Raw genomic sequence first — 25,390 nt, 5'->3', positions numbered from 1 at the left:
TGGCAATGCGCATGACTCAACCCGGCCCGGCCGGTTGTTAATCGAAGGAGAATGGCCATGGATCTCGGAACCATCTGGTTTATCCTGTGGGGCGTACTTTGGGCCGTCTATTTCATCCTGGACGGATTTGATTTCGGCATCGGCAGCATCATGCCCTTTTTCGCCAAAAACGATGAAGAAAAACGCATCCTGTACAACGCCATGGGGCCGTTTTGGGACGGCAACGAGGTGTGGCTCATAACGGCCGGCGGCGTGACCTTCGCCGCCTTCCCCAGAACCTACGCCGTCATGTTCTCGGCCCTCTATACGCCGCTTATGCTGCTCCTTTTCGCCCTGATCCTGCGCGGCGTGTCCTTTGAATTCCGCTCCAAGATCGACAGCCCGGGCTGGCGCAAGATCTGGGACACCTGCAACTTCCTGGGCAGCTTCCTGCCGGCGCTCCTCCTTGGCGTGGCCTTTGCCAACATCTTCAAGGGCATCCCCATCGACGGGGAAGGCATCCTGCACGGCAACCTGCTCACCCTGCTCAACCCCTACGGCCTGGCCGGCGGCGTCCTCTTCGTGCTGCTTTTCGCCCACCATGGGGCGCTTTGGCTGGCGTACAAGTCCGTGGGCGATGTCCACGACCGGGCCGTGGCCCTGGCCGGCAAGCTCTGGCCCATCCTGGCCGGCGTCGTTGTGCTGTTTCTCGTTATGAGCTTTGCCATGACCAAACTGTTCACCAACTATCTGGTCAACCCCATCCTGTTTGTCATCCTGTTGATCGCCGTGGCCGGCCTGCTGCTCACCTGCAAGTACCGTCGGGACGGCCGCATCCTGGCCTCCTGGGGCGCGTCAGCCGTGCTGATCGGCACCACGGCCCTGTTTGGCGTGGTCGGCATCTTCCCGGCCCTGCTCCCCTCAAGCCTCAACCCGGCCTTCTCCCTGACCATCGAAAACTCCTCGTCCACGCCCCTGACCCTGGCCATCATGCTGGGCGTGGCCCTGGTGTTCGTGCCCGTGGTCATCGCCTACCAGATCTGGACCATCCGCACCTTCCGCCACCCGGTGACGAAGGCGGACCTGGAGTACGACGAGGCTTACTAAGATCTTCATTTTCATTATCAAATGCCGGCGAAGTCAGCTTCGCCGGCATTTTTTTCGCCCCCACGCGGGTGCTGACCCAACGGAAACGCAGTACTTCTTTGTTGACAACGACTATCAAATTCAGTACCAACAGTTTTCGTCTTGCGAATGTTACTGAATTGTCACATTCCCTGACATGAACAGAAAACTGTTCGCAAATTGCACTGGTAGTGAAGGAGCGTGACATGAATGAGTATCTGAAGAACGGACTGTTTCTGGCGGCCGGCGTGGCCATCGGCGCTCTGGGCGCGGTGGCCCTGGGCAAGGGCAAATTCTCGATTCGCCCGGCCATGACCGATCTGTTGTCCCACGGCATGGATCTCAAGGAAAAAACCGCTTCCGTCCTGGAGCGGGCCAAAGAAAACATTGAAGACCTGATGGCCGAAGCCAAGCACGCCAAGGAAACCCGCGAGGGCAAGCCCGTCACTGAAGGCGAGTCGGCCTAACCCGGGCCTTCAGCTGGAGTTTTTACGCATGACGCACTGCGCCATTGTTCACGACATCCCGGGCCGTATGCGCCTGCGGTTCGCCTCGGCCGAAGCCTTTTCGGCCGAGGCCCCGGCCGTGGCCGCGGCCGCCGCGGCCCTTTCCGGCGTGGCCGAGGTGATTGCCTCGGCCCGTACCAGCGGCCTTCTGGTCCTGTACGACGGAGCGCCGGCGCGACTGGCCCTCCAGGCCATGGCCCGAAACGGCAATTCAGCCAAGGCCGCCCGGGCCGTTCCCCGTTCCCGCAAACCAGCTCTGGTGGCCCGGGCCGCTACAAGCGCCAAAAAAACGGCCCAAACCGCCCTGGCCACGGCTAAGCGCCATGCCCGGGCAGCCGGAGACAGGCTTGGGGCCCCGGCCGAAGCCCCGGTCACCACCCCGATGCAGTCCATGGCGCGCGAAACCGGCATGTTCCTGTTGCGTTCGATCCTGCCGCCGGCGTTTCGCCCGCTGTTTCTGCTTAAAAGGGTGCTGCCGTTTATCAAGCGCGGGGCGGCCGCCCTGTTGCGCGGCAAAATCAACGTCGAGGTCCTCGACGCCCTGGCCATCGGCGTGTCCATCGCCCGCCGGGACTACCGGGCCGCCACCGGCATCGCCATCCTGCTCGGCCTTGGCGAAGTGCTGGAAAGCTACACCCGCAAGCGCTCCCGCGACAGTCTGGCCGAAACCCTGGCCGCCACCTTCGACACCGTCTGGGTCCGCCGCGAGGGCGGTCCGGTGCACATCCCGGCCTCCGAGGTCGTGCCCGGCGATCTGGCCATCGTCACCATGGGCAACGCCATTCCCGTCGACGGCGTGGTGGCCGAGGGCGAGGGACTCGTCAACCAAGCCTCCATGACCGGCGAACCCCTGCCCGCCCACAAACGGGTGGGCCACACGGTCTTTGCCGGCACCGTGGTCGAGGAAGGCGAGATCGTTGTCCGGGTGGAAAAATCCGGCGGCGAGACGCGCATCCAGAAAATGGTGGCGGTCATTGAGGAATCGGAAAACTACAAGGCCAAGGCCCAGGATCTGGCCGAACGCTTCGCCGACGCCGTGGTGCCCTGGACCCTGCTTGGCGCGCTCGGGGTCTTTCTCGTCACCCGCAACCCGCGCCTGGCCTCGGCCGTACTGCTCGTCGACTTCTCCTGCGCCATCAAGCTCTCCGCTCCCCTGGCCGTTTTGGCCGCCATGCGGGAGGCTGCCACAGGCGGCGTCCTGGTCAAGGGCGGCAAGTTCCTGGAAGGCGTGTCCTCGGCCGACGCCTTTGTGTTCGACAAGACCGGCACGCTCACCCAGGCCCGGCCCAAGGTGGCGGCCGTTGAACCCTTAAACGGCTACACCCGCTACGATGTCCTCAAACTGGCCGCCTGCCTGGAAGAACACTTCCCCCATCCCGTGGCCCGGGCCGTGGTGCGTCAGGCCGAAACGGAAGGGGTCGAACACCAGGAATTCCACGCCGACGTGGACTACATCCTGGCCCACGGCCTGTCCTCCATGGTCGGGACCGACCGGGTCCGCCTGGGCAGCCGCCACTTCATCGGCGAGGACGAGGGCCTCGACATCGCCGAGGCCGACGCCGCCATCGAAGCCCGGGGGCTGGGCGGCCTGTCCACCCTGTATCTGGCCATCGGCGACGCCGTGGCCGGCGTGCTGGCCATCGAGGACCCGCTCGTGCCCGAAGCCAAGCACGTCCTTCGCGAACTGACCGCCCGGGGCGTGACCCGTCTGGTCATGCTCACCGGCGACGCCGCCGCTCCGGCCGCCATTGCCGCCCGGGAACTCGGCATCACCGACTACCATGCCCAGGTCCTGCCCGAAGACAAAACCCGCATCGTGCGCGAACTGCGCGACGCCGGACATGTCGTGGCCATGGTCGGCGACGGCATCAACGATTCGCCGGCCCTGTCTGCGGCCAACGTCGGCATTGCCCCGCGCCACGGCGCAGACATTGCCCAGGCCGCCGCCGACATCCTGCTGGCCGAAGGAAGCCTGGAGAGCGTGGTCGCCCTGCGCGACATCGCAAGCGGCCTCATGGGCCGGCTGCGCTCCAACTTCCGCACCATCTGCATCATCAACTCCGTGATCCTGGGTCTGGGACTGTTCGGCCGGGTCACCCCGGGCGTTTCCGCCCTGGCCCACAACCTGGCCACCGTGGGCGTTGCCCTGGCCAGCCTGCGTCCCTATCTCCCCAAACAATTGCCACGCGGAGGCGTCGCCCATGATAGCCAGCTGCATTGAAGGCCGTATCCGGTTCCGGCATCCGGCCCTGACCGACCCCGACCTGCTTCGAATCGTTGCCACCCAGTTGGCCGAGATGCCCGGCATCACCGCCATCGAGGCCAATCCCCGGACCGGCAGCGTGCTCGTGACCCATGACGCGTCCGTGGCCACCGACGATCTGGTGGCCATGGCCGAAGCCCTGGCCGCCACCCATGCCGAGGCCCTGGCCGCCAGTGCGCCGGCCGCCCCGCCCAGGAAAAAGATGACCACGGCCCAGCTCAAACGCCGCACCCAGAAAGTCGGACTGGCCAGCTGCATGGCCGCCACCCTGGTCACCGGCCTGGCCGACACCAAGGCCGCCCACCTGACCTTCGGTTTCGCCCTGGCCGGGTTTGCCGCCTGGCATCTGTACATGTACCGCCGCCGCTTTTTGGCTTGATGCCCAACCGGTTGTTGCACGCATGACCATGCCTACAAGCCCGCTTCTCGCCTCGCCCGGGGTCTTTGAGGTCCTGACCGCAACCGCCGGCCACGCCCCGGACGCCCTCATGGCCCTGGTCCACGAGTTGGCCGCCTCCCTCGGAAGAGCCATTGACGCCAAGGACCCGCATACCCTGGCCCATTCCGAGGAGGTGGCCGAAGTGGCCAACTTCCTGGCCACTGTCCTGGGCCTGCCCCGGGACGTGGTCGCCTGCATCCATGTGGCCGGCCATCTCCACGACATCGGCAAGATCGGCGTGCCCGACGCCGTGCTTGGCAAACCCGGCAGCCTGAGCCCGGATGAATGGAAAAAAATGAAGGCCCATCCGGCCATCGGCGCGGAAATCCTCCTGCCGCTGACCTGTTTTGCCCAGACCGGCATCGTTGAGATGGTTCAGGCCCACCACGAGCGCTTTGACGGCAGCGGCTATCCCCTGGGGCTTTGCGGCCAGCGTATTCCGCTTGGGGCCCGCATCATCAGCGTAGCCGACAGCCTGTCCGCCATGCTGCAGGCCCGGCCCTACCGCCCGGCCATGGGCTTTGCCGAGGCCGGCCGGGAAATCATGCGCTGCGGCGGCAGCCAGTTCGACCCTGATGTGGTTGCGGCCTTCGCTGCCGTGGCCGGGGATGTCTACCGGCTCTTCGGCTCCTGTCGGGGCGGCAGTCTGATGCCTTGACGGTCCTTCTATTGAGATTGATTTTAGCATTCATTACCGGAAACGAACAAAGACAGGCAGGCGCCCTGAGCCAAGGCGCCTATAACCCTCGCGGAGCAAAGGAAGGAGTAACGGATCATGCGAAAAACGGTTTTACTGCTGCTGGCCCTGGTCGTGCTGGCCACTGCGGCAGTCCCGACCCACGCGGCCACTGAAGTGAAAATGGCCGGAGACGCCCGGGTGTACGGCGTTTTTTTCGCCAACCGCAACTTTACCGGCTGGAATGAAACCGGAACCCAGACCGAAGACCGCACCACCATCTGGCAGCGGCTGCGGCTGCGCACAGATTTTGTGGCCAACGAAAACCTCAAATTCCGCTTCGGGATGCGCGTTGATGATGAAACCTGGGGGTCGGGCTATCTCACTGCCGCCAACCCGCAAGTGGCCATCGAACCCTATCTGGCCTATCTCCAGTTCAAATGGCCCGGCACCGACATCGAAGTGACCGCCGGCTACCAGCCCTTTTCCGTGCCCCATGCCTCGGTCTTTTACGACAGCATCGTGCTGGCCGCCGACGACGGCGACCAGTCCAGCGCCGCCCTGTTCGTGAAACTCCCGATCATCGAGGACACCCTGGCCATTGAGGCCGCCTACGGCCGGCTGCTTGACGCCTACCGCACCTACCAGCCCACCACCACCCAGGTCGGGGACACCTTCGACGTCTACCGTCTGGCCCTGCCCATCACGGTCGAAGGCTTTGACGTCGCCCCCTGGGCCCTGGTCGGCGTCTACGGCAAGGATTCCGATCCCGAAGGCTATTTCGCCACCGGACTGCGCTCGGCCGGCAGCTATCTCGATCCCACCGGCTACAAGGACAACCAGAATCCCATGTGGTGGACCGGCCTGGCCCTGTCCGTCACGGCCCTGGACCCGGTGAACCTCTATTTCGACGGCATCTACGGCAACGCCGCCGGTTCCGACCGCTCCCGCAACCGTCGCGAGGGCTACTTCTTCGACGCCGGCCTGACTTACACCGGCCTTGACTGGGCCACGCCCGGCCTGTTCGGCTGGTTTGCCAGCGGCGAGGATTCGAGCCTGTCCAACGGCAGCGAGCGCCTGCCGGTCATCACGCCCAAGTGGGGGCCCGGCACCTCGTTCCTGTTTGACTGCGACCAGGAATTCGCCAACAACTCCATGGCCATCGACCCCACCGGCACCTGGGGCGCGACCATCGCCATCCGCGACATTTCCTTTATCGAAGCGCTCAAGAGCCGGCTGACCCTGGCTGCCATTGCCGGACGCAACAGCCCGGCCGGCCTGCGCAAAGCCGTGGCCGCAACCGGCGGTCCGGGCGAGTACGTCACCATGGGCCGCAATCTGGCCGAGGGCGAATGGGTGCTCGGCGTCAACTTCGACCACAGCTACGCCATCACCGAAGCCCTGTCCCTGACGCTCCAGACCGGCTTTGCCTCGCCCCAGGGCCTCAAGACCAGCATCTGGGGCCATCGCATGACCAATCAGGCCAACGACGCCTGGATGACCTCCCTTGGCTTCCTGTATACCTTCTAGGCCGGCCTGACCGAGACCCGCCCTGGACGCTTCACAGCCGCCGTGCTATGAAGCGTCCAGGCATCCAGGGCGCGCCGGCCACCCAGAGCTGCTGGGTGTGTTGCCTCGGTTCTCCGGCCTCCCGCCCCCGCCTGTCCATCAATGACCGCCATCTCCAAGGTGCCGCCATGACGCGTCCCCGCTCTTTCCCGTTCCCGGCACCGGCCGGATGCGCCCTGGCCCTGCTCCTGGCCGGTTGTTTCCTCTGGCTGGCCCTCCTGGGGCAGGCCCGGCCGGCATCGGCCCAGGCTGCAGTCCCGAACGCGCCTGAGGCAACTCCGGAAGACGAATCGGCCAAGACCATCAGCATCAATTTCGACGGCGTGGATCTGCGCGCTTTTATCAAATACATAAGCCAGGTTACCGGCAAAAATTTCGTCATCGACGACGCGGTCAAGGGCAATGTCACGGTCATTTCCCCCAAACCCTTGTCCGTGCCCGAGGTCTACAGGGTTTTCGAGTCGGTGCTCGAGGTCAACGGCTACACCGCCCTGCCCACCGAGAACTTCGTCAAGATCGTGCCGGCCAAGACCAGCCGGGCCCGTAGCATGCCGCTTATCGAGGGCCGCGAAACCGTGGCCTCGCCCAACGACAGCATGATGACGCAGATTGTGCCGCTCAAAAACATCCGCTCCCCGGAACTGCGCAAGGTCCTCGCCCCGCTGGTCTCCCCGGACGGCATGTTGGCCGATTTTCCCGACACCAATACGCTCATCATCACCGACTACCGCCCCAACATCCAGCGCGTCATCGGCATCGTGGACCAGCTCGATCTGGCCTCGGCCAAGGCCTCCCTCTATCTCTTTCCCCTCAAGCACGCCTCGGCCGCCAAACTGTCCCAAAAGATCGAAAAGCTGCTGACCCAGGCCGCCACCAAGGAAGGCGGCGGAGCCAAGATCAGCGTGGTCCCCGAAGAACGCACCAACGCGGTCATCGTTCTGGCCGAACCGCAGTACGTCACCCAGATCAAATCGCTGCTGACCCGCCTGGACGTGCCCAATCCCATGGAACAGGGCAATCTGCACGTCTACAAGCTCCAGCACGCCGACTCGGAAAACCTGAGCAAGGTCTTAAACGAACTGTTCACCAAGGGCAGCAGCGCCTCGGGAGACGCGGCCAAGGCGCAGGCCCCCACCATCTCCGGTGGCTTTAATTTCGTGGCCGACAAATCCACCAACAGCCTCCTCGTCACCGCTGCCCCGGAAGATTTCGCCTTTGTCGACCAGGTGGTCAAAAAGCTCGACGCCCCACGCAAGCAGGTCTACGTCGAGGCCCTGATCATGGAAGTCTCCACCGACAAGTCCGTGTCTTTTGGCGTCAACTTAAACGTGGCCAACAAGCAGTCCGGTCTTGGCGACAGCAAGTACGGCGGCCTCATTTACGGTTCGTCCAATCCGTCCGGCTACGAATCCCTGTACAATTCCTCCGGGGCCTTTGTCCCCCCGGCCGGCGGATCGCTTGGCGCACTGGCCTTCCCGGTCAAGATCGGCGAGGTCGTCTATTCCAACCTCCAGGCCATGGTCAACGCCTCCAAGTCCGACAACAGCTTCAACATCATCGCCACGCCCCAGTTGATGACCCTCGACAACGAGGAAGCCACTATCACCGTGGCCGAGAACCGGCCCTACCTGACCAGCCAGGATGTGGGCCAGTCCACCACCGACCGCCCCTACCAGCGCTTTGACTACAAAGACGTCGGCACAACCCTCAAGGTCACGCCGCAGATAAACGAAGGCGACTCCATCAAGCTCAAGATCAAGCAGGAAACCAGCCGCATCGATGAAACCGTGACCCAGGAAACGGGTACCCTGCAGCCGACCACCCGCAAGCGCGTCACCGAGACCACGGTGATGTGCCAAAACGCCGAGACCATCGTGCTCTCCGGGCTCATCGGCAAAAGCCGCAGCGAAGGCAACAGCAAGGTCCCGGGCCTGGGCGACGTCCCGGTCCTCGGCTGGCTTTTTAAAAACAAGTCGGTCAACGACCAACGCACCAATCTCTATGTCTTCATCACCCCGCGCATCACCTCGCCGGGAGTTGAGAGCAGCCAGATCCTGCACGCCAAGAAGATGGAGATCGAACGCCAGATCGAATTCAACGAGGAAGAGCTGTCCAAACCGATCCGCAAGGCCCCTGTCTTTTTTGCCGCCGGAGCCGGCAGCTGATTCCATGGCCCTGACCCTGCCCGGGAGCCTTGTCCCCAAACGCATCGGGGACCGTCTGGCCGCCCTGTGCCGCCTGCCGGCCGGCACCGGCCGCGAGCGCGGTCCGGGCCTGGCCCCGGCTCCCTGCCTGCCGCGCCCGGTGCTCCTGGAACCGGTGGCCGAAACCCTGGGGCTCACCGTGGCCGCCCTGGAAGACGTCTTTGCCGAAGCCGCCCGAAGCGGCCACAACCCCTTTCGCCGGCTGGCCGAAGTGCACAAGGCCGACCCGGCCCTGGCGGCCTGTGCCCTGGCCAAGGCGCTTGGCCTGCCCTATCTCGAAACCATACCCGTCAGCGATGCCGACGCCGAACGGCTGCGCGCCCTGCCCTTTGCCTATCTCAAGCGCAATCTGGCCGTGCCCTTCACCGACAACAACGGCCGGCTTGTCCTGGCCCTGGCCGATCCCTTTTCCCCGGAACTGGCCGACGACGTGCGCCGGATGCTTGGCGCGCCCGACCTCGAACCGGCCCTGGCCCTGCCCGAGACCATCCTGGCCGCCATCAACCACGCCTTTGGCCAGGCCGAGGCCGATGGGGAAACGCGGCTGGGCGACGTCAGCCTGGATGATTTCATGGGGCCGCCGCCGGAGAACATGTCCACCGAGGATCTCCTGGACGAGACCTCCAACGCCCCGGTCATCCGGCTCGTCAACCAGCTCCTCACCCAGGCCGTGCGCGACCTGTGCAGCGACATCCATATCGAGCCGTACCAAAATTCGCTCAAGATCCGCTTTCGCCTCGACGGCGTGCTCTACGACATCAAGACCCTGGACAAGCGCTGGCATCCGCCGGTGGTTTCCCACGTCAAGATCCGCTCCAAGCTCGACATCGCCGAACGCCGCCTGCCCCAGGACGGCAGTTTCGACATCCGGCTTGGCAACCGCAACGTGGACATCCGCGTCTCGGTCTTTCCCACCAAGTTCGGCGAGCGGTTGGTGCTGCGCCTGCTCGAAAAAAATCAGCCGCATCTTGAGCCTTGAGGAACTGGGCCTGTCGCCGGCCCACTTTACCCGGCTTAAAACCCTGGTCACCCTGCCCCACGGCATCATTTTGGTTACCGGCCCGACCGGCTCCGGCAAATCCACCACCCTCTACGCCATCATCAACCACATCAATTCCTCGGACAAAAACATCCTGACCATTGAGGACCCGGTGGAATACCAGATCGAAGGTGTCGGCCAGATGCAGGTCAACGCCAAGATCGACCTGACCTTTGCCGGCGGGCTGCGCTCGATTTTGCGCCAGGACCCGGATGTCATCCTGGTCGGCGAAATCCGCGATGCCGAAACCGCCCAGATCGCCTGCCAGGCGGCGCTGACCGGCCACCTCGTCTTTTCCACCCTGCACACCAACGACGCCGCCTCGGCCATCACCCGCATGGTCGATATGGGCATCGAAGCCTACATGGTCTGTTCGGTGGTGCGGGCGCTTGTGGCCCAGCGGCTGGTGCGCGTCCTGTGCCCGCATTGCCGGGAGGCCTTTGTCCCAAGCGACGACGATCTGCTCCCCTTCGGCCCGGCCGCCGCCCGACTGGCCGGGCGCACCATCTGGCGGGCCAAGGGCTGTCCCCAGTGTATCCACACCGGCTTTCGCGGCCGCACCTCCATCCACGAATTGCTGGTCATCGACGAAGCCATGGCCGATCTTATCCTGCACAGTTCCGAGGCCGGCCGGCTCCGGGCCAAGGCCATCGCGTCGGGCATGACCACCCTGCGTGAGGACGGGCTGGAAAAAATCCTCAACGGAATCACGACTATCGAAGAAGTCATTCGGGCCACGGTGGTCTGACGGCCAAGCCTCTTGACAGCGCAGCCAGCCCGTTTTATCTCCCGCCGCCAGCCGAGGCATCCTTCTTGACAGTTTGTAAACCGGTGTTAACTTCCTCCCCATGACTGAACGCCTTGATTCCCCCCTGCGCCGCGAACAGATCGCCGAAGCCGCCCTGGCCATTGTCGTCAGCCAGGGGATCGGTGCTGTTACCGTGCGCCGGGTGGCCGACGCCGTCGGCATCTCGGCCGCCGCCCTGTACCGGCATTATAAAAACAAGGCTGCAATCCTCAAGGCCATTATTGAAGAACACCAGGAATTCTTCATGGCCAATATACGCCAGGCAAAAGCTGAAGCATCAAGCCCCTTGGATGCCATACGCCGCCTTTATTTTTCCTCTATGGCCCTGGTCAATCGTTATTGTGCACTGCCAGTCGTCTTTTTATCCGATGTCCTGTGGTTTGAAGAAACGCAACTCCGCGACCTGAAGCTCAAACACCACAAGCTTTTGCGTGAGATAATCATCGACCTCATTCATGCAGCCCAAAAAAGTGGTGAGATACGCACCGATGTACGGCCTGAAGAAATATTTGTGAACTTTATCGGCCTCATTGCCATGCCAGCGATGATCCAGGCCAGAACGCCGGAAGACCTGGATATGCCCCGCCAGACCACAGCCAATTGGGAGTTGTTTGCCCATGCCGTTGCCGCGTAATTTTCTTGGCCCTGCAAGTGAACAGCCGTTAACCCCTCCCTCCAACCGGGTGCACCGCCTGACGCTGAGTGTTGCCGGTCTGGCGGCCCTGGCGCTTTTGGCCGTGCATCCTTCTGCAGACGGGGCGGGGGCCCTTGAAGTCCTTTCGCCGGACGCCATCCAGGCCCGCTATGCCGGGCGCGTGCCGGTGTTGCCCGAAACCGGCGAATTGGCCGTCTTCCCCGGACCGGCCGGGGAGCCGGCCGGAGACTGCGCCACCCTGGCCGTGGGGCGCACCATGGTGGCCCTGGTCTTTGGCCAGTCCAACGCCTCCAACACGGTTGACCCGGGCTATGATTCCAGACAGCCGGTCTACGCCTTTTTCGGCGGGACCTGCCAGAAGGCCCATGACGCCCTGCCCGGTGCAACCGGAACCAAGGGCAGCACCTGGCCGCGTCTGGGTGACCGGGTGGTGGCCAGCGGCCTGTACGACACCGTCGTTTTCGCCGACATCGCCCGGGGTGGTTCCTCCATCCTCAACTGGGGACCGGGCGGCACGCTCAACCCCTTGCTCCTGGCCACCCTGGACGACCTCATCGCCCAGGGCCTGCCCCCCACCCATATCCTTTTCCACCAGGGCGAGGCTGACTGCGCCCTGGGCCTGGACGCGCGCGACTACCGCGCCCTGCTTGAGGCCGTGATCGCCCAGATACGCCAGCGCGTCGGCGAGGCCAGCGACATTCTCGTGGCCAGGGCCTCGCTGTATCTCGACCCCGGGTGTTCCGACCACAGCGATCCGGCCTGCTACCGGTCCTGCCCGGCCCTGACCGCGGCCCAGACCGAGGTTGCCAACCCGGCCCGGAACGTCTTTTCCGGACCCAACACCGATTTGCTCGTCCCCTGGTTTGACCGCAACGACGGCTACCATTTCACCGCCAAGGCCGCTGACCGTTTTGCCGCCGCCTGGATGCCGCTTCTGGCCCGGGGCGACGGCCCGGGCCAGGTGGTGCAATGAACACTGGCCGCGATTGTGCCGCATTCCCGCTCCGACATTCGGAGCGGCTACCTGTTTTGGAGGTTGCCATGTCCGCATCCGTTTTAGCCCAGACACTCCGCCGCACTGCGGCCCTTTGCCTTCCCCTGGCCCTTGTGGCCGCCCTGTCCGGCTGCGCCACGGACAGTTCCGGCCAGGAGGCCGGGGCTGGCGCACCGCCACCGCCCGAGATCGTGGCCCACACCGTGGCCCGGGCCGACATCCCCCTGGAGATGGCCTACATGGGCCAGACCGCCGGTTCGCGCGAGGTCGAGGTGCGGGCCCGGGTTGGCGGCATTTTGCTGCGCCGCAACTATGAGGAAGGTTCCCGGGTGCGCCAGGGCGAACTCATGTTCGAGATCGACCCGGCACCCTATCAGGCCGCCCTGGAGCAGGCCAAGGGGGCCCTTGGCCAGGCTGAGGCCAGTTTGGCCCAGGCCAAGCGCGATGCCGAACGCATGGCGACGCTCTACAAGGGCGATGTGGTGGCCAAAAAGGACAACGACGACGCCAAGACCACCCTGGAATCCACCACTTCCGCCGTGGAAACGGCCCGGGGCAAGCTCCGGGAAGCCTCGCTCAACCTCGAATGGACCAAGGTCACGGCCCCCATTTCCGGCATGACCAGCAAGGAAACCCGGTCCGAGGGCAGCCTGGTCACCACCAACACCGACGCCAGCCTTTTGACCACCATTTCCCGGGTCGATCCGATCTACGTCAACTTCTCCATGTCCGGTCCGGAGATGATGAAGCTGCGCAAGCTGCGGGCCGAGGGCAAGGTGGTCATCACTGGCGGCAACGACTTCGGCGTGCGCCTGACCATGCCTGACGGCGTGGATTATCCGGACACCGGCCGCATCAACTTCACCGACACGCAAGTGGATTCCACCACGGGCGTGGTCAAGGTCCGGGCCGAGTTCGCCAACCCCGACGGGCTGGTGCTGCCCGGGCAGTTCGTGCGGGTGCGCCTGGAAGGGGCTCGCTACAAGGACGTGCTGGCCATTCCCCAGGGGGCTGTGCTCAACACCCAGCAGGGGGCCATGGTCTGGACCGTGGACGACAAGAACCAGATTGCCCCGCGTCCGGTGGTCCTCGGCGAGACGGTCGGCAACACCTATCTTGTTGAAAAAGGTCTGGAGCCGGGTGAGCGCATCGTGGCCGAAGGGGTCATCAAGGTCCGTCCCGGCATGACCGTCACGGTGCGCGGCGACACCCCGGCCCCGGCGGCCAAGGCCGAGCCGGCCGGCGGCGGGGCTTCCGACGCCACTACCAAGACCGGCGAGGCTGCAAAGGTCGAGGGCAAGGAGGCCCGTTCATGATTTCACGCTTCTTCCTGGGCCGTCCGGTTTTCTCCATCGTCATCTCGCTGGTCATCGTGCTGGCGGGTCTGGCGGCGATTCGAAACCTGCCCATTGCCCAATTTCCCGACATCATTCCGCCGGAAGTCAACGTCACGGCCGTCTACCCCGGGGCCAGCCCCGAGGTCATCGCCGCAACCGTGGCCGCGCCGCTTGAGCAGCAGATAAACGGCGTCGACAACATGCTCTACATGCGCTCGACGAGTTCCGGCGACGGCTCGCTGTCAATCACCGTGACCTTTGCCGTGGGCACCAACCCCGACCAGAACACGATCAACGTCAACAACCGCGTCCAGGCCGCCCAGACCACCCTGCCCGCCGAGGTCCGACGCCAGGGCGTTACCGTTACCAAGAAATCCTCCAACATCCTCCAGATCGTTGGTTTCGACTCACCCACCGGCCGGTACGATTCGGTCTTTATCAGCAACTACGTCCTGGTCAACGTCTTAGATGAGCTCAAGCGCCTGCCCGGCGTCGGTGATGCCTCCATCTTCGGAGCCAAGGACTATTCCATGCGGGTGTGGCTGCGCCCGGACAAGCTGGCCCAGGTCAAGCTGACGCCGGCGGACGTGGCCGCAGCCATCACCGAACAAAACGCCCAGTTCGCCGCCGGCCGTGTCGGGGCCGAGCCGACAAACCCCGATCACCCTGTGGCGCTCAACTATATGGTGACCACCCAGGGGCGGCTCATGACCCCTGAGGATTTTGGCGACATCATTTTGCGCGCCCTGCCCGACGGGTCGCTCCTGCACTTAAAAGATGTGGCCCGCGTCGAACTGGGGGCCAAAGACTATAACTCCATTTCCAAACGCAACGGCAGCCCGACCGTCAACATCGGCATCTTCCTTGCCCCAGGGGCCAACGCGCTGGACACGGCCGATCTGGTGACAGCCAAGCTGGCCGAACTGTCCAAACGGTTCCCCGACGGCGTCACCTATTCGGTGCCACTTGATACCACCACCTTTGTGCGCGTCTCCATCAAGGAGGTCATCCATACCCTCGTCGAAGCCATGGTCCTGGTCTTTCTGGTGGTTTATATCTTCCTGCAAAACTTCCGGGCCACGCTCATCCCCTGTCTGGCCGTGCCGGTGTCGATCATCGGCACCTTTGCCGGAATGCAGGCGCTCGGCTTTACCATCAACACCCTGACGCTCTTTGGCATGGTCCTGGCCATCGGCATCGTCGTGGACGATGCCATCGTGGTGCTTGAAAACGTCGAACGCATCATGACCACCCAGAAGCTCCCGCCCAAGGAAGCCACGGCCAAGGCCATGGAGGAAGTGACCGGACCGATTGTGGCCATTGTGCTGGTCCTTTGCGCCGTGTTCATCCCTGTCGCCTTCCTCGGCGGACTCACCGGCCAGATGTACAAGCAGTTCGCCATCACCATCGCCGTCTCCGTGGCCATCTCCGGCCTGGTGGCCCTGACCCTGACGCCGGCCTTGTGCGCGAGCCTGCTCAAAGCCGGCCACCAGGAGCCCAATCGCCTGTTTCGGGCCTTTAACCGGGCCTTTGACGGCCTGACCCGGGTCTATGGCGCCGGCGTGGCCTTTTTGCTGCGCCGCAGCTTTGTCGCCATTCTGCTCTTTGCCGGACTGTGCCTGGCCACGGGCTGGCTGTTTAAGCAGGTGCCGGGCGGACTTGTCCCGGACGAAGACCAGGGCTATGTCATTGCCGTCAACATCCTGCCCGACGGCACGTCGCTTCGCGCCACCGAAGCCATTGGCGACGCCATGGACGCGATGAACATGAAGGATCCTTCGACCAAAGACGTCATCGCCATCAACGGTCTGGATCTCTTGAGCTTCACCTACCGCTCCAACTACGGCACAACCTTTATGCCGCTCAAACCCTGGGGCGAACGCGAGGCCCCGGGACTGTCCTCCTTTGACGTGGTCAAGCGCATCTTCGGCCGGGGCATGGCCCTGCCCAAGAGCCTGACGCTGGCCTTTAATCCGCCGGCCATCTCCGGCATGTCCAATACCGGCGGCTTCGACGCCTATCTGCAAAGCCGTGGCGAAGGCGACGTCAAGGCCCTGGCCGCCATGACCGACAAGCTGGTGGCCGAGGCCTCAAAAAACCCGGTGCTCGGCCGCGTGGCCACCACCTTCGGGGCCAACGTGCCCCAGCTTCGCATCGACCTCGACCGCGCCAAGGCCAAGGCGCTGGGCGTCGCCATAAGCGACGTCTATGACGCCATGCAGGCCACGTTCGGTGCCTACTACGTCAACGACTTCAATAAATTCGGCCGGACCTTCAAGGTCCAGATCCAGTCCGAAGCGGATTTCCGCGACCGCCCCGAGGATCTGCGCGACGTATTCGTGCGCTCCAGCAAAGGCGAAATGATTCCCCTAACCGCCCTGGCCACCATCGAAAAGTCCACCGGCCCCGAGGTCATGGAGCGCTTCAACGTGTTCCCGGCGGCCAAGATCATGGGCCAGCCCGCCCCGGGCCATACCTCGGGCGAGGCCCTGGCCGCCATGGAGCAGGCGGCGGCCAAGGTGCTGCCCTCGGACTACACCCTGGCCTGGACCGGCTCGGCCTACCAGGAAAAAGCAGCCCAAGGCTCATCGACCGTGGTCTTTGCCATGGGCATCGTCATGGTCATCCTGATCCTGGCCGCCCAGTACGAACGCTGGAGCCTGCCCTTTGCCGTGGTCCTGGCCGTGCCCTTTGCCCTGTTCGGAGCCATTGCCGCCGTCTACGGCCGCGCGCTCAGTAACGACATCTACTTCCAGATCGCCCTGGTGACGCTGATTGGCCTGGCAGCCAAAAACGCCATCCTCATCGTGGAATTCGCCGTGCTTGAGGTCAAGGCCGGCAAAACCCTGGCCGAGGCGGCCCTGTCGGCCTCGATGCTGCGCTTTCGCCCCATCATCATGACCTCCCTGGCCTTTATCCTCGGCTGTCTGCCGCTGGCCATCTCCACCGGAGCCGGGGCCAACAGCCGCCACGCCATCGGTACCGGCGTCATCGGCGGGATGCTCGGGGCCACCATTATCGCGCCCTTTTTCATCCCGGTCTTTTTCAAGCTCATCATGGGCGCGGGAGCAGGATTGAGTCGTTTTATGGGAAAACGTATTGCTAAGGAGACAAAAGCAGGCTAATCATTGCATATCTGATACATGCCAAGCGCGCGGTATGTCGCGACGCGCGTCGTGCAAGGAGTTTCCATCATGGCCCATTCTCCTTCAGCCGCCGCTCCCGACAGTGCTCCCGAATCCATCCCTGTGGCCCTTAACGACGTGGCCAGGGCTTGGCGATCCCGCCTGGATGAACGGCTGCGCCCCTTGGGGTTGTCCTGCGCCATGTGGGCCGTCATCCGTCGCCTGGACGCAGGCCCTGCGGCCCTGACCCAGCGCGAGCTGGCCGATGCCGTGGGCATCGAGGGCCCGACCCTGGTTCGCCTGCTTGATCGGCTGGAACAATGCGGCATCGCCCGGCGGGTCTCCGATCCGAGCGATCGCCGCATTAAAAGGGTGGAACTGACCGAAACAGCCCGGCCGAACTGGGACGCGTCCCTGCGGGCCGGCCTTGAACTGAGCAGCGAACTGACCCGGGGCATCTCCCCCCGGGACCTGGAGACCACCCGCCAGGTCCTTAAAACCATGCTTGAACGCCTGTAGCCGGACACCGGGGAAAAACCGCCTTGTCCATCCCCGGGCTTTGGGGCATACTGACAACGATTCTGCCATCGGCGCATCAGTTGGCCCCAACCCCTTACGATACCGGCCGTGGTCCTGCCTCCCGCCGGCAATCATTCACTATGCCCAATCGTTTCTTGCCGTTTCTGTCGGGTCGCCGAATGCGCCATGGGCTGCGCCGTTGTCGTATGGGTCTGGCTGCCGCCTCGGTTCTGGCCGCCCTGCTGGCCGGATGCACCGCCAAACCACCAGTCACCCCGGTGCGCCTCGCCCCGGAATCGGCTGGTGAAAACCCGGCAGACGTCATCCACAAAACCTCCCCGGCTATCGCCGCCGGCAATGCCTCGTCCGCCGCCTATCAGGAACGCGGCGAGGCCTACTACCGCATGGGCCAATACGAACTGGCCCAGAAGGATTTCGAACAGGCCCGGTCCGGCAACGGCAAAAGCGCCCAGACCGCCTACGACCTCGGCGCTGCCGCCTACATGCGCCAGGACTATGACAAGGCCGTGGTCCTTTTCACCGAAGCCCTCACCATCGACGCCGGCATGGCCCAGGCCTACAACAACCGGGGCGTGGCCTCCTATGCGCTTGGCCACTACGACAAGGCCGGCGCGGATTTTTCCGCTGCCGCCAAACTGGCCGGGCCAAATGGGGTTGCCTCGCTTTTCAACCGCGCCCTGGCCTATCAGGCCCAAAACGAATTCGACCGGGCCATGGCCGATTACGACAAGGTCGTGGCCATGGACCCGGCCAACGCTGCGGCGCTCAACAACAAGGCCGACATCCTCATCACCCTGCGCCGCTACGAGGAAGCCGCCATGGTGCTCGATGCCGCCGTGCGCCTGTCCCCCAGCGACGCCGACCTCTACTACAACCGGGCGCTCGCCCGGGAAAAACTCGGCCAGTATCCCCAGGCCATGGAAGACTACGATCGGGCCGCCAGACTGCGTTCCAACTTTGCCCAGGCCTACCGCAACCGGGGCGTGCTGCGCCTTCGCCAGCAGATGACCCGCGACGGGTGCGGCGATCTGGCCCTGGCCTGCCAGCTCGGCCTGTGCGGACATCTGGAAAAAGCCCGCAATTTCGGCCTGTGCCAGTAACCCCGAGAGGCCACCCCCGGACGTTATGACCGAATCCGGACTCAAACGCCTCGTGGCGCTGACAAGCGCTGCCGCCCTGGCCGGGGCGCTTTGGCTTGTGGCCCACACCTTCATCTTTCCGACCGCCCCTGCGCCTCCGGTGTCTTCGACCGCGGCAACGGCGACGGCTCCCCCCCCTGCGGCCAAGCCGGCCACGCCGGCCGACCTGACCCGCACCATCCTCTCCAATGATGTTTTCGGCCTCAAGCCCCTGCCCGGCAGCCAGGACAAGCCCAAGGAACCACCCAAACCGGCCGAGATCGACATGGAGCTGGCCGGCACCGTGGTGTCCGCCGACGGCCGGTTGAGTTCGGCCTTTTTGCGCGACAAGGGCACCAAGGTCCAAAAGCCCTACGCCGTCGGAGCCACGGTCAAGGACGCCCGGATCAAGAGCATCGGCAGGAATTTCGTCATCCTCGAACGGCAGGGCCGCGAGGAAATCCTGTCCATGAAACCCTAGGTCGCCATGCCCGTCTACGAATACACCGCCGTTGACGCCAAGGGGCGCACCAGACAGGGCATCATCTCGGCCGAGAGCACCCAGGCGGCCAGACAGCTTCTGCGGGCCAAGCGCCTGTTTGTCAGCACCCTGGCCGAAGCGGCCGGGGCCGGAGCCTCGGCCCGCACCGCTGCCGCGTCGTCCGTGCCGCTGTTTGCCCGCCGGGTGGGCCGGGCAGAGTTGTTGACCGCGACCCAGGTCCTGGCCACTCTCCTGGAGGCCGGCCTGCCCCTGGACAAGGCCCTGGGTTCGCTCATTGAACAGATGCGCTCAGGCCGGGCCAAATGGGTCTTTTCCCATATTCTGGAGCGCATCCGCGAGGGCCAGGACTTTTCCACCGCCCTGGCCGCCTACCCGACGGTTTTTCCGCCCACCTACGTGAGCATGGTGCGTTCGGCCGAGGCCACCGGCATGTTGCCCATCGTTTTGGCCAATCTGGCCGAATACCTCGACCGGCAGATGGCCCTGACCCGGACGCTCCAGGCCGCCCTGGCCTATCCGGCCTTCATGTTCCTGTTTGGCATCGTGGTCATGGGCCTGCTGCTCGTCTACGTCATCCCCGAGGTCACCCGCATCTTCGTGGACCTGCGCCGGGCCTTGCCGCTGCCGACCGTCATCCTCATTGCGGTCAGCGATTTCTTCCGATCCTGGTGGCCGGTGCTCCTTGGGGCCATGGCCGGCCTGGCCTTTGGCGCCAACCGGCTGCTGCGCACCCGCCGGGGCCGGGCCGTAAAGGACCGCCTGACCCTGGCCCTGCCCGTGGTCGGGACCATCGCCCGAAACGCGGCCACCGCCCGCATGGCCCGCACCCTTGGCACCTGCCTCAACCAGGGGGTGACCATGCTGGCTGCCCTGCGCATCGCCGGGTCCGTATCCGGCAACGTGGTCTTTGAGCAGGCCATGGAACGCATCCGCGACGAAGCCAGCCAGGGCGGCGGCCTGACCGATCCCATGCGCGAGGCCGACATCTTTCCGCCCATCACCATCCAGCTCGTTTCTGCCGGCGAACAGAGCGGCCGGCTGGGCGAGCTGCTCATCGGTCTGGCCCGGATGCTCGAAAACGACGTCAGCACCCGCATCAAAAGCGCCAGTTCCCTGTTTGAACCCATCATGATCCTGTTGCTTGGCGGCATGGTGGGCCTTATGGTGTTGGCCGTGCTCCTGCCCATCTTCGAAATGAGCAGCTTAATTGGCTAAATGCCGCCCAAGGAGACCCCATGTCCACATGTGCCATACGAGCTTGCGGCCGCGCCGCCGCAACGGGCCGGGGCGCAGCCAGCGCCGGCTTCACCCTGATCGAACTCATGGTGGTCATCGTCATCCTCGGCGTCCTGGCCGGGCTGGTGCTGCCGCGCATCGTGGACCAGCCCGACAAGGCCCGGGTGGTCAAGGCCAAGATGCAGATCGAAAGCCTGTCCATGGCGCTTAAACAGTACAAGCTCGACAACGGCGTCTACCCCACCACCGAGCAGGGTCTGCGCGCCTTGCGGGAAAAGCCCAGCATCGGCCGCGTGCCGCAGAACTATCCGGCCAAGGGCTACCTCGACACCATGCCCAAGGACCCCTGGGGCAAGGACTACGTCTACATCTGTCCGGGTGAACACGGTGATTTTGATCTTATTTCGCTTGGGGCCGACAGCCAGGAAGGCGGCGAGGGCGTCGATGCCGACGTGAAAAGCTGGGATCTTGGCGGCTAAAAGGACCCGTCTCCCCTTGCCCGCCCGTCATCATGCCGGATTCACCCTGGTGGAGCTGACCATCGTCCTGGTGGTGCTTGGCATATCGGCCGGTCTGGCCCTCCCGGGCCTGTCCGGGCTGCTGGCCCGGGAAGGGGAAAAATCCGCGGCCCGCATCCTGACCGGGGTGCTGCGCCGGGCCAGGAGCGAGGCCATCCTCACCGGCCAGCCCTGGCGGGTGGACATCGACTGGGACAAGGGGGAATGCCGGCTCGGGCCAACCGCCCCGCAAAAGCCTCTGGCCCGGACGCCGGTCTCCAGGGAAAAAACCGCTGCAAACAGCCCCAAACCAGCTTCACCCTCGGCCTCTGCGACCATTGACGCGGCCATGACGCCCAAGGCGGCACCGACGATCCCGGCCGTAAAGCTGCCCGGGAGCGTCCGCCCGCGGCTGGCCGTGACCAGGGGCAGGACCATTGACCATCCGGCCGTTGTCTCCATCGTGGTGCGCCCCGAAGGCCTGTGCCAGCCGGCCTTTATCCGCCTGCCCGGCTCTGACGGCACAGACGCGGCCCTGACTGTTTCCCCGGTGGGCTGCCGGGTGGAGATGGTCACTGCCGATCTGGACGCAGCTCAGGCGCGGTTTGAAAAGAAACAGGGACTGGCCGATCCGCCCTGGGCCGATACCGCCGTCGGGGAGGGACGCTGAGCCATGCCCCGCCCATCCCGAACTCCAAGCGGCCAGGCCCTGCTTGAAACCCTGGTGGCCGTGGCCATCCTGGCCATTGCCCTGGTCTCGATTCTGGCCGGGCTCGTGCGCCTGCAGGACCAGCGCCTGGAGGCGGCCCGGGCCAGACACGCCGCCTGGCTGGCCGAGGACAAGATGGCCGATCTGCTCCTGGCCGGCAGCGGCAACCTCAAAAGCGGGAACGGCACGTTCCCCGCCCCGGACGAAAGCTACACCTTTGCCGTGGAAGTGACCGGCCCGGCCGGGGCCGTGCTGCAAGAGATTTCCGTGACCGTGCGTCCGGTCGGTTCTGAGCGCGTGAGCGTTCGCCTGTCGCGGCTGGAGCCCAGGCCGTGACGGCCCGTTTCAACCAGCCGGCCGGGTTCACCCTGGTCGAGGTGCTCCTGGCCCTGCTCATTGCCGCCCTGGTCATGGTCGGGTCCTATTCCGTCACCACCCAGGTCATGGGCCTGTCGGAAGATGTCCAGACCGGTCTGGCCGCTGAAGACACCCTGGACATCATGCGTCTGGCCCTTGGCAACGACCTGGGGTCGGCCATCTGGACCGATGTACAGAAAAAAGACGTGGCCGAAACCATGGCCTTTTACGGCGGCCAGGACGCCGCTTCGCTGTCGTCGCAGTCCGACCAGCTCCTGCTCTCCCTGGCCACGGCCGCCAGCCTGGACCCGGGCGCGCCGTTTCCCTCCCAGGCCTTTAACCGGGTGGAGTACGTGCTGCGTATGCCCCCGGAAAACGATCGGGCCAACCGGAACGTCCGCCAGCTTGTCCGCCGGGAAATTCCCCTGGCAACGCTCAGTTGGCGTGACCGGGACCACATGCCCGTAGCCGAAACCATCCTGATCGGAGCCCTGGAACAGTGCGCCATCCGGTTCCTGGAAAGCGCCGCCACCGCCCCCCAGACGGCCTGGGACAGCCGCACCCGGCATGCCGCCCGCCTCTCCCCCCTGCCCGCCCAGGTGCGTCTCACCGGGACGGCGGTCTTTTCCGGCAAACGCCGGACCATGGATCTGCGCTTCCCCCTCCCCCCGCAAACCTATGCGACGGGAGCGGGGTCATGAAGCCGTCCGGGCCCCAGGGTGCGGTGCTCCTTTTTGTGCTGGCCCTGGTGGCGCTCCTGGCCTCCCTGGCGGTTTCGACCATCCGTACGGCCCAGATCGAAGTGTTTGGCGCCTACGGCGGCATCTACTCCAGGCAGGCCCAGGCCATCGCCGAATCCGGCCTGCTGGCCGCTGCCGCCGTTCTCATCCAGGATGGCCAGAAACTTGAAACCGACAATCTGACCGAGGACTGGGCCTATTTTCCCGATCTGGCCGCCTACCCGGGCATCTGGTTCCTGGACGGCCACCTTGACGGCCGCATCGAGGATGAAAGCGGCAAATTCCCGGTCAACAGCCTCCACCCCGGCCTGTCGGACCATGCCGTCTTCGAGGGCATTTTCCTGCGCCTGCTCTGCGCCCCACCCTTTTCCCTGCCAGGCGACAAAGCCAAAGCCCTCCTCGCCGCCTTGATCGACTGGCTCGACCCTGACGACAATCCCGGCGACGGCGGCGGCGAGGATGCCGCCTACGCCGCAGCCCTCCTGCCCTACCGCGTGCGCAACAACTCCCTGGACACCCTGGCCGAGCTGCTGCTTGTCCGGGGATTTTCCCGTGATCTGCTCTACGGCCGGGACTCGCGCCCCGGCCTGCTCTCCATGGTCACGATCTGGGGCAGCGGGCTCATCAACGTCAATACCGCCCCCTTGCCCGTCCTGGCCGCCCTGCCCATCAACCTCGACTCGGCCCGGGCCGCCTCTCTGGCCGCATCCCTGGACACCTACCGCCGGGATCCGGTGCGCCGCGACGAGTTGAACACGCTTGGCTGGCTTGGCAAGTCCGGCGGGGATCTCGGCGTCGAGTGGCCCCGGGGAGCCCTGACCACCCGGAGCCTGTATTTCTCCGTGCTACTCACGGGACGTTCCGGCGCGGCCCAAAGACGTCTTTACGCGGTGCTCAAGCGGGACCAGGGCCGGCAGTCGGCCCAAACGCCCAACTGCAAGGTGCTCTATCGGGAGTTGCGTTAAGGCCCCTGGCGTGCCACAAGGACTGTATGCGGGAATTCATCCTGGCTGTGTGCCAACGGCCGGAATCACTCGACGTTTTGCGTCTGGAACGCACTCGGGGGCGCCTTGCCGTCACCCTGGCGGCAAGTGCCGCCCTGCCGCCAGGCGCTTCTCCCGAGGCCATGGCCGCCCAGGCCGCCTCCCTGCTCCCGGACGGGGCGCAGCCCGCCGACCAGACCATCCTGGGCCTTGACGGGGCTAACGCCGTCCTGCGCCGCCTGCCCTTTCCCTTTACAGCGCCAAACAAGATCGATCTGGTCCTTGGCCCGGAATTCGAGCCCTATCTGGCCACTCCCCTGCCCGAAGCCGCCCTGAGCTGGACCCCGACGGCCCTGGCCACACCCCCGGCTGCCGTGACCCTGGCTGCGGCCGTTCCCCTCAGCGCCCTGACTGCCCAAACGGCCGCCCTGACCGCCCACGGGTTGCCGCCAAGCGCCGCCTGCCTCGATCTGGCCGGCCTCGACACCCTCCTGGCCAGCCTGCTGCCCGGAGCCGAGGCCGCCCTGTGCGTCAGCCTGCTCAATGGCCGGGCCGATTTCGTCTGCCGCCTGCACGGCGCTTCCCTGGCCTGGCGCAGCCTGCCTGCCCCCATGGCCGTCGCTGGCGATACGGCCGGCGTCAGCGCGTTTCTGGCCCGGGAAGCGGCCCTGACACTGTCGGCCATGGCCTCGCAATCCCCGGCCGGGCTGTCCCTGGCCCTTGTCGGCGAAGCCTGCCTCGAAAGCCACGCCAGCGCCCTGGAACAGGCTCTGGCCGTGCCGCCCACCCGGTTGGCCGCCTGTGCCGGCTGGCCGCTCCTGCCCGGGGGCGAGCCCCTGCCCGATGCCTATGCCGCGGCCTACGGTCTGGCCCTGTTGGCTGCCAAGGGTCCGGGAACGGCCAATTTTCTGCGCGGCGCCCTGACCCCGGCCCTGTCGCGTTCGTCCCTGCGCCGGGCCATCGGCCTGGCCGGCGGCTCCCTGGTTCTCTTGGCCCTTTGCGGCGTTGTGGCCCTGGTTGCCGCCTACTGGCGACTCGACGCCGCCCTGACCAGGACCCTGGACGAAACCAGCGCCATCGTGGCTGCGGCTGCGCCGGAACTGGCTGCGGGCCTGACACTCTCCCAGAAACTCTCGGTCCTTCGCGGCCGGCTGGCCGAACTGACGGCATCGGCCCGTGAACAGGGCCAAACCGGGACAGGCTCCATCCTGGAAGTGCTGGCCGCCATCCACCAGGAGCTTGGCGCAAACGGCACGGTGCAGGCCCGCCGCATTGCCGCCGACGACACCCGGGTGACCATCGACGCCGTGGCCGACGACTACACCACGGTTGACGCGGTCAAACGCCGTCTGTCCGCCGTGCCTGTGTTTCGTTCCGTGGAGATCAAGGGAGCCAAGAACCTGCCGGATAAAAAGCAGGTGGAATTCCAGCTCGACCTGCGGCTGGCCGGCGGACGGGAGCAGGCCCCATGAAGCGGCCGTTGCCCCATCCCCTGCTCCTGGCCGCTGGCGGGGCAGCCCTGGTCCTGGGGCTGTACCTGTGGGTGGCCGTCCCCCTGGCCGACGGGCTGGCTGTGCGGGAAAAACGACTGGCCGAGGCCCGGCGCGCCCGGGATGAAGCCGGAAGACTGGCCGGACAACTGGCTGCCGCCGGCCAAACCCCGGCCGGCGAGACGCTGCCGGAAGGATTTTCGCTGTTTTTCCCTGGTCGAAAACGTGGCCACCAGGGAAAACGTCAAGAACAATGTCGAATTCATGCGCCCGGCCAATCGCGAACTTGGCGGCGGACGTCGGGAGATGGCCGTCGATCTGCGCCTGACCGGTCTTGGCATGAACCAGTTCCTGGCCTTTGTGCAGCAGGTGGAATCGCCGGGACGCGGCATCCGCATCCGACAGCTCGTCTTGCAGCCGTCCCAGAAAGGCGGCGTTGACGCCGACCTGTCCGTGGCCGTGACCGTCCAATCGGACAAGACCAGATAACCCCCCCCCG

At 65.2% G+C, this 25,390-nt stretch carries 24 protein-coding genes; all 24 read left to right on the top strand.

What is annotated here, in order from left to right:
• Positions 1-57 precede the first annotated feature (57 nt).
• Positions 58-1,086, top strand: coding sequence for a cytochrome d ubiquinol oxidase subunit II (gene cydB / locus DVDV_RS03315; RefSeq protein WP_075353337.1), 1,029 nt, complete (start codon positions 58-60; stop codon positions 1,084-1,086).
• 224 nt (positions 1,087-1,310) lie between these two features.
• Positions 1,311-1,571, top strand: a complete 261-nt coding sequence (locus DVDV_RS03310) for a hypothetical protein (RefSeq protein ID WP_075353297.1) — start codon at positions 1,311-1,313, stop codon at positions 1,569-1,571.
• Positions 1,572-1,599: 28 nt separating this feature from the next.
• On the top strand, positions 1,600-3,831 hold the full coding sequence (locus DVDV_RS03305; RefSeq protein ID WP_075353296.1) for a heavy metal translocating P-type ATPase: 2,232 nt from the start codon (positions 1,600-1,602) through the stop codon (positions 3,829-3,831).
• Positions 3,812-4,252 (top strand): HMA2 domain-containing protein, encoded by a 441-nt coding sequence (locus DVDV_RS03300; RefSeq protein ID WP_075353295.1) that lies wholly within the window; start codon positions 3,812-3,814, stop codon positions 4,250-4,252. The genes DVDV_RS03305 and DVDV_RS03300 overlap by 20 nt, the downstream gene beginning before the upstream one ends.
• A 22-nt stretch (positions 4,253-4,274) precedes the next feature.
• On the top strand, positions 4,275-4,970 hold the full coding sequence (locus DVDV_RS03295) for an HD-GYP domain-containing protein (RefSeq protein ID WP_254845218.1): 696 nt from the start codon (positions 4,275-4,277) through the stop codon (positions 4,968-4,970).
• 117 nt (positions 4,971-5,087) lie between these two features.
• Positions 5,088-6,518 (top strand): outer membrane homotrimeric porin, encoded by a 1,431-nt coding sequence (locus DVDV_RS03290; RefSeq protein ID WP_075353294.1) that lies wholly within the window; start codon positions 5,088-5,090, stop codon positions 6,516-6,518.
• A 167-nt stretch (positions 6,519-6,685) separates the two neighbouring features.
• Positions 6,686-8,722 carry a type II secretion system secretin GspD gene (gspD, locus tag DVDV_RS03285; protein ID WP_075353335.1) on the top strand — a complete coding sequence of 679 codons (2,037 nt, stop codon included), beginning with the start codon at positions 6,686-6,688 and terminating at the stop codon, positions 8,720-8,722.
• 4 nt (positions 8,723-8,726) lie between these two features.
• Positions 8,727-9,740, top strand: coding sequence for a GspE/PulE family protein (locus DVDV_RS23140; RefSeq protein ID WP_254845217.1), 1,014 nt, complete (start codon positions 8,727-8,729; stop codon positions 9,738-9,740).
• The gene (locus tag DVDV_RS23135; protein WP_254845216.1) at positions 9,730-10,548 is read left to right on the top strand and encodes a GspE/PulE family protein; all 819 of its coding nucleotides are present in this window, start codon (positions 9,730-9,732) and stop codon (positions 10,546-10,548) included. Before DVDV_RS23140 ends, DVDV_RS23135 begins: the two co-directional genes overlap by 11 nt.
• Before the next feature lie 100 nt (positions 10,549-10,648).
• The gene (locus DVDV_RS03275) at positions 10,649-11,242 is read left to right on the top strand and encodes a TetR/AcrR family transcriptional regulator (RefSeq protein ID WP_075353293.1); all 594 of its coding nucleotides are present in this window, start codon (positions 10,649-10,651) and stop codon (positions 11,240-11,242) included.
• Positions 11,226-12,236, top strand: coding sequence for a sialate O-acetylesterase (locus DVDV_RS03270; protein WP_075353292.1), 1,011 nt, complete (start codon positions 11,226-11,228; stop codon positions 12,234-12,236). The genes DVDV_RS03275 and DVDV_RS03270 overlap by 17 nt, the downstream gene beginning before the upstream one ends.
• Before the next feature lie 68 nt (positions 12,237-12,304).
• Positions 12,305-13,573, top strand: a complete 1,269-nt coding sequence (locus tag DVDV_RS03265; protein WP_075353291.1) for an efflux RND transporter periplasmic adaptor subunit — start codon at positions 12,305-12,307, stop codon at positions 13,571-13,573.
• On the top strand, positions 13,570-16,719 hold the full coding sequence (locus DVDV_RS03260) for an efflux RND transporter permease subunit (RefSeq protein WP_075353290.1): 3,150 nt from the start codon (positions 13,570-13,572) through the stop codon (positions 16,717-16,719). Before DVDV_RS03265 ends, DVDV_RS03260 begins: the two co-directional genes overlap by 4 nt.
• 69 nt (positions 16,720-16,788) lie before the next feature.
• The gene (locus DVDV_RS03255) at positions 16,789-17,238 is read left to right on the top strand and encodes a MarR family winged helix-turn-helix transcriptional regulator (RefSeq protein WP_075353289.1); all 450 of its coding nucleotides are present in this window, start codon (positions 16,789-16,791) and stop codon (positions 17,236-17,238) included.
• 140 nt (positions 17,239-17,378) lie between these two features.
• Positions 17,379-18,359, top strand: coding sequence for a tetratricopeptide repeat protein (locus tag DVDV_RS03250; RefSeq protein ID WP_254845215.1), 981 nt, complete (start codon positions 17,379-17,381; stop codon positions 18,357-18,359).
• Between the two features lie 25 nt (positions 18,360-18,384).
• Positions 18,385-18,858, top strand: a complete 474-nt coding sequence (locus tag DVDV_RS03245) for a type II secretion system protein N (protein ID WP_075353287.1) — start codon at positions 18,385-18,387, stop codon at positions 18,856-18,858.
• A 6-nt stretch (positions 18,859-18,864) separates the two neighbouring features.
• Positions 18,865-20,094 carry a type II secretion system F family protein gene (locus DVDV_RS03240; RefSeq protein WP_075353286.1) on the top strand — a complete coding sequence of 410 codons (1,230 nt, stop codon included), beginning with the start codon at positions 18,865-18,867 and terminating at the stop codon, positions 20,092-20,094.
• A gap of 20 nt (positions 20,095-20,114) precedes the next feature.
• On the top strand, positions 20,115-20,594 hold the full coding sequence (gene gspG / locus DVDV_RS03235; protein WP_075353285.1) for a type II secretion system major pseudopilin GspG: 480 nt from the start codon (positions 20,115-20,117) through the stop codon (positions 20,592-20,594).
• Between the two features lie 16 nt (positions 20,595-20,610).
• Positions 20,611-21,282, top strand: coding sequence for a Tfp pilus assembly protein FimT/FimU (locus tag DVDV_RS03230; protein ID WP_075353284.1), 672 nt, complete (start codon positions 20,611-20,613; stop codon positions 21,280-21,282).
• 3 nt (positions 21,283-21,285) lie between these two features.
• Positions 21,286-21,657: a type II secretion system protein gene (locus DVDV_RS03225; protein WP_075353283.1), complete on the top strand. Its 372-nt coding sequence runs from the start codon at positions 21,286-21,288 to the stop codon at positions 21,655-21,657.
• Entirely contained in the window at positions 21,654-22,379 is a 726-nt protein-coding gene (locus DVDV_RS03220) for a prepilin-type N-terminal cleavage/methylation domain-containing protein (protein WP_075353282.1), read from the top strand. Before DVDV_RS03225 ends, DVDV_RS03220 begins: the two co-directional genes overlap by 4 nt.
• Positions 22,376-23,383 (top strand): type II secretion system minor pseudopilin GspK, encoded by a 1,008-nt coding sequence (gspK, locus tag DVDV_RS03215; RefSeq protein WP_075353281.1) that lies wholly within the window; start codon positions 22,376-22,378, stop codon positions 23,381-23,383. Before DVDV_RS03220 ends, gspK begins: the two co-directional genes overlap by 4 nt.
• Positions 23,384-23,409: 26 nt before the next feature.
• Positions 23,410-24,873 (top strand): hypothetical protein, encoded by a 1,464-nt coding sequence (locus DVDV_RS03210; RefSeq protein WP_075353280.1) that lies wholly within the window; start codon positions 23,410-23,412, stop codon positions 24,871-24,873.
• 141 nt (positions 24,874-25,014) lie between these two features.
• Positions 25,015-25,380, top strand: a complete 366-nt coding sequence (locus DVDV_RS03205; RefSeq protein WP_254845214.1) for a hypothetical protein — start codon at positions 25,015-25,017, stop codon at positions 25,378-25,380.
• The last annotated feature ends 10 nt before the right edge of the window (positions 25,381-25,390 follow it).

This window comes from Desulfovibrio sp. DV, from assembly GCF_001936595.1.
GTDB lineage: Bacteria > Desulfobacterota > Desulfovibrionia > Desulfovibrionales > Desulfovibrionaceae > Solidesulfovibrio.
The sequence above is the reverse complement of the archived record's forward strand: the minus strand, read 5'-3'. Positions and strand labels throughout refer to the sequence as shown.

Bases quoted from the DNA above. Each gene is read 5' to 3' on its own strand.
- cydB (WP_075353337.1), top strand. From the start codon at position 58: ATGGATCTCGGAACCATCTGGTTTATCCTGTGGGGCGTACTTTGGGCC.
- DVDV_RS03310 (WP_075353297.1), top strand. From the start codon at position 1,311: ATGAATGAGTATCTGAAGAACGGACTGTTTCTGGCGGCCGGCGTGGCC.
- DVDV_RS03305 (WP_075353296.1), top strand. From the start codon at position 1,600: ATGACGCACTGCGCCATTGTTCACGACATCCCGGGCCGTATGCGCCTG.
- DVDV_RS03300 (WP_075353295.1), top strand. From the start codon at position 3,812: ATGATAGCCAGCTGCATTGAAGGCCGTATCCGGTTCCGGCATCCGGCC.
- DVDV_RS03295 (WP_254845218.1), top strand. From the start codon at position 4,275: ATGACCATGCCTACAAGCCCGCTTCTCGCCTCGCCCGGGGTCTTTGAG.
- DVDV_RS03290 (WP_075353294.1), top strand. From the start codon at position 5,088: ATGCGAAAAACGGTTTTACTGCTGCTGGCCCTGGTCGTGCTGGCCACT.
- gspD (WP_075353335.1), top strand. From the start codon at position 6,686: ATGACGCGTCCCCGCTCTTTCCCGTTCCCGGCACCGGCCGGATGCGCC.
- DVDV_RS23140 (WP_254845217.1), top strand. From the start codon at position 8,727: ATGGCCCTGACCCTGCCCGGGAGCCTTGTCCCCAAACGCATCGGGGAC.
- DVDV_RS03275 (WP_075353293.1), top strand. From the start codon at position 10,649: ATGACTGAACGCCTTGATTCCCCCCTGCGCCGCGAACAGATCGCCGAA.
- DVDV_RS03270 (WP_075353292.1), top strand. From the start codon at position 11,226: ATGCCGTTGCCGCGTAATTTTCTTGGCCCTGCAAGTGAACAGCCGTTA.
- DVDV_RS03265 (WP_075353291.1), top strand. From the start codon at position 12,305: ATGTCCGCATCCGTTTTAGCCCAGACACTCCGCCGCACTGCGGCCCTT.
- DVDV_RS03260 (WP_075353290.1), top strand. From the start codon at position 13,570: ATGATTTCACGCTTCTTCCTGGGCCGTCCGGTTTTCTCCATCGTCATC.
- DVDV_RS03255 (WP_075353289.1), top strand. From the start codon at position 16,789: ATGGCCCATTCTCCTTCAGCCGCCGCTCCCGACAGTGCTCCCGAATCC.
- DVDV_RS03250 (WP_254845215.1), top strand. From the start codon at position 17,379: ATGCCCAATCGTTTCTTGCCGTTTCTGTCGGGTCGCCGAATGCGCCAT.
- DVDV_RS03245 (WP_075353287.1), top strand. From the start codon at position 18,385: ATGACCGAATCCGGACTCAAACGCCTCGTGGCGCTGACAAGCGCTGCC.
- DVDV_RS03240 (WP_075353286.1), top strand. From the start codon at position 18,865: ATGCCCGTCTACGAATACACCGCCGTTGACGCCAAGGGGCGCACCAGA.
- gspG (WP_075353285.1), top strand. From the start codon at position 20,115: ATGTCCACATGTGCCATACGAGCTTGCGGCCGCGCCGCCGCAACGGGC.
- DVDV_RS03225 (WP_075353283.1), top strand. From the start codon at position 21,286: ATGCCCCGCCCATCCCGAACTCCAAGCGGCCAGGCCCTGCTTGAAACC.
- gspK (WP_075353281.1), top strand. From the start codon at position 22,376: ATGAAGCCGTCCGGGCCCCAGGGTGCGGTGCTCCTTTTTGTGCTGGCC.
- DVDV_RS03210 (WP_075353280.1), top strand. From the start codon at position 23,410: ATGCGGGAATTCATCCTGGCTGTGTGCCAACGGCCGGAATCACTCGAC.
- DVDV_RS03205 (WP_254845214.1), top strand. From the start codon at position 25,015: ATGAAGCCGGAAGACTGGCCGGACAACTGGCTGCCGCCGGCCAAACCC.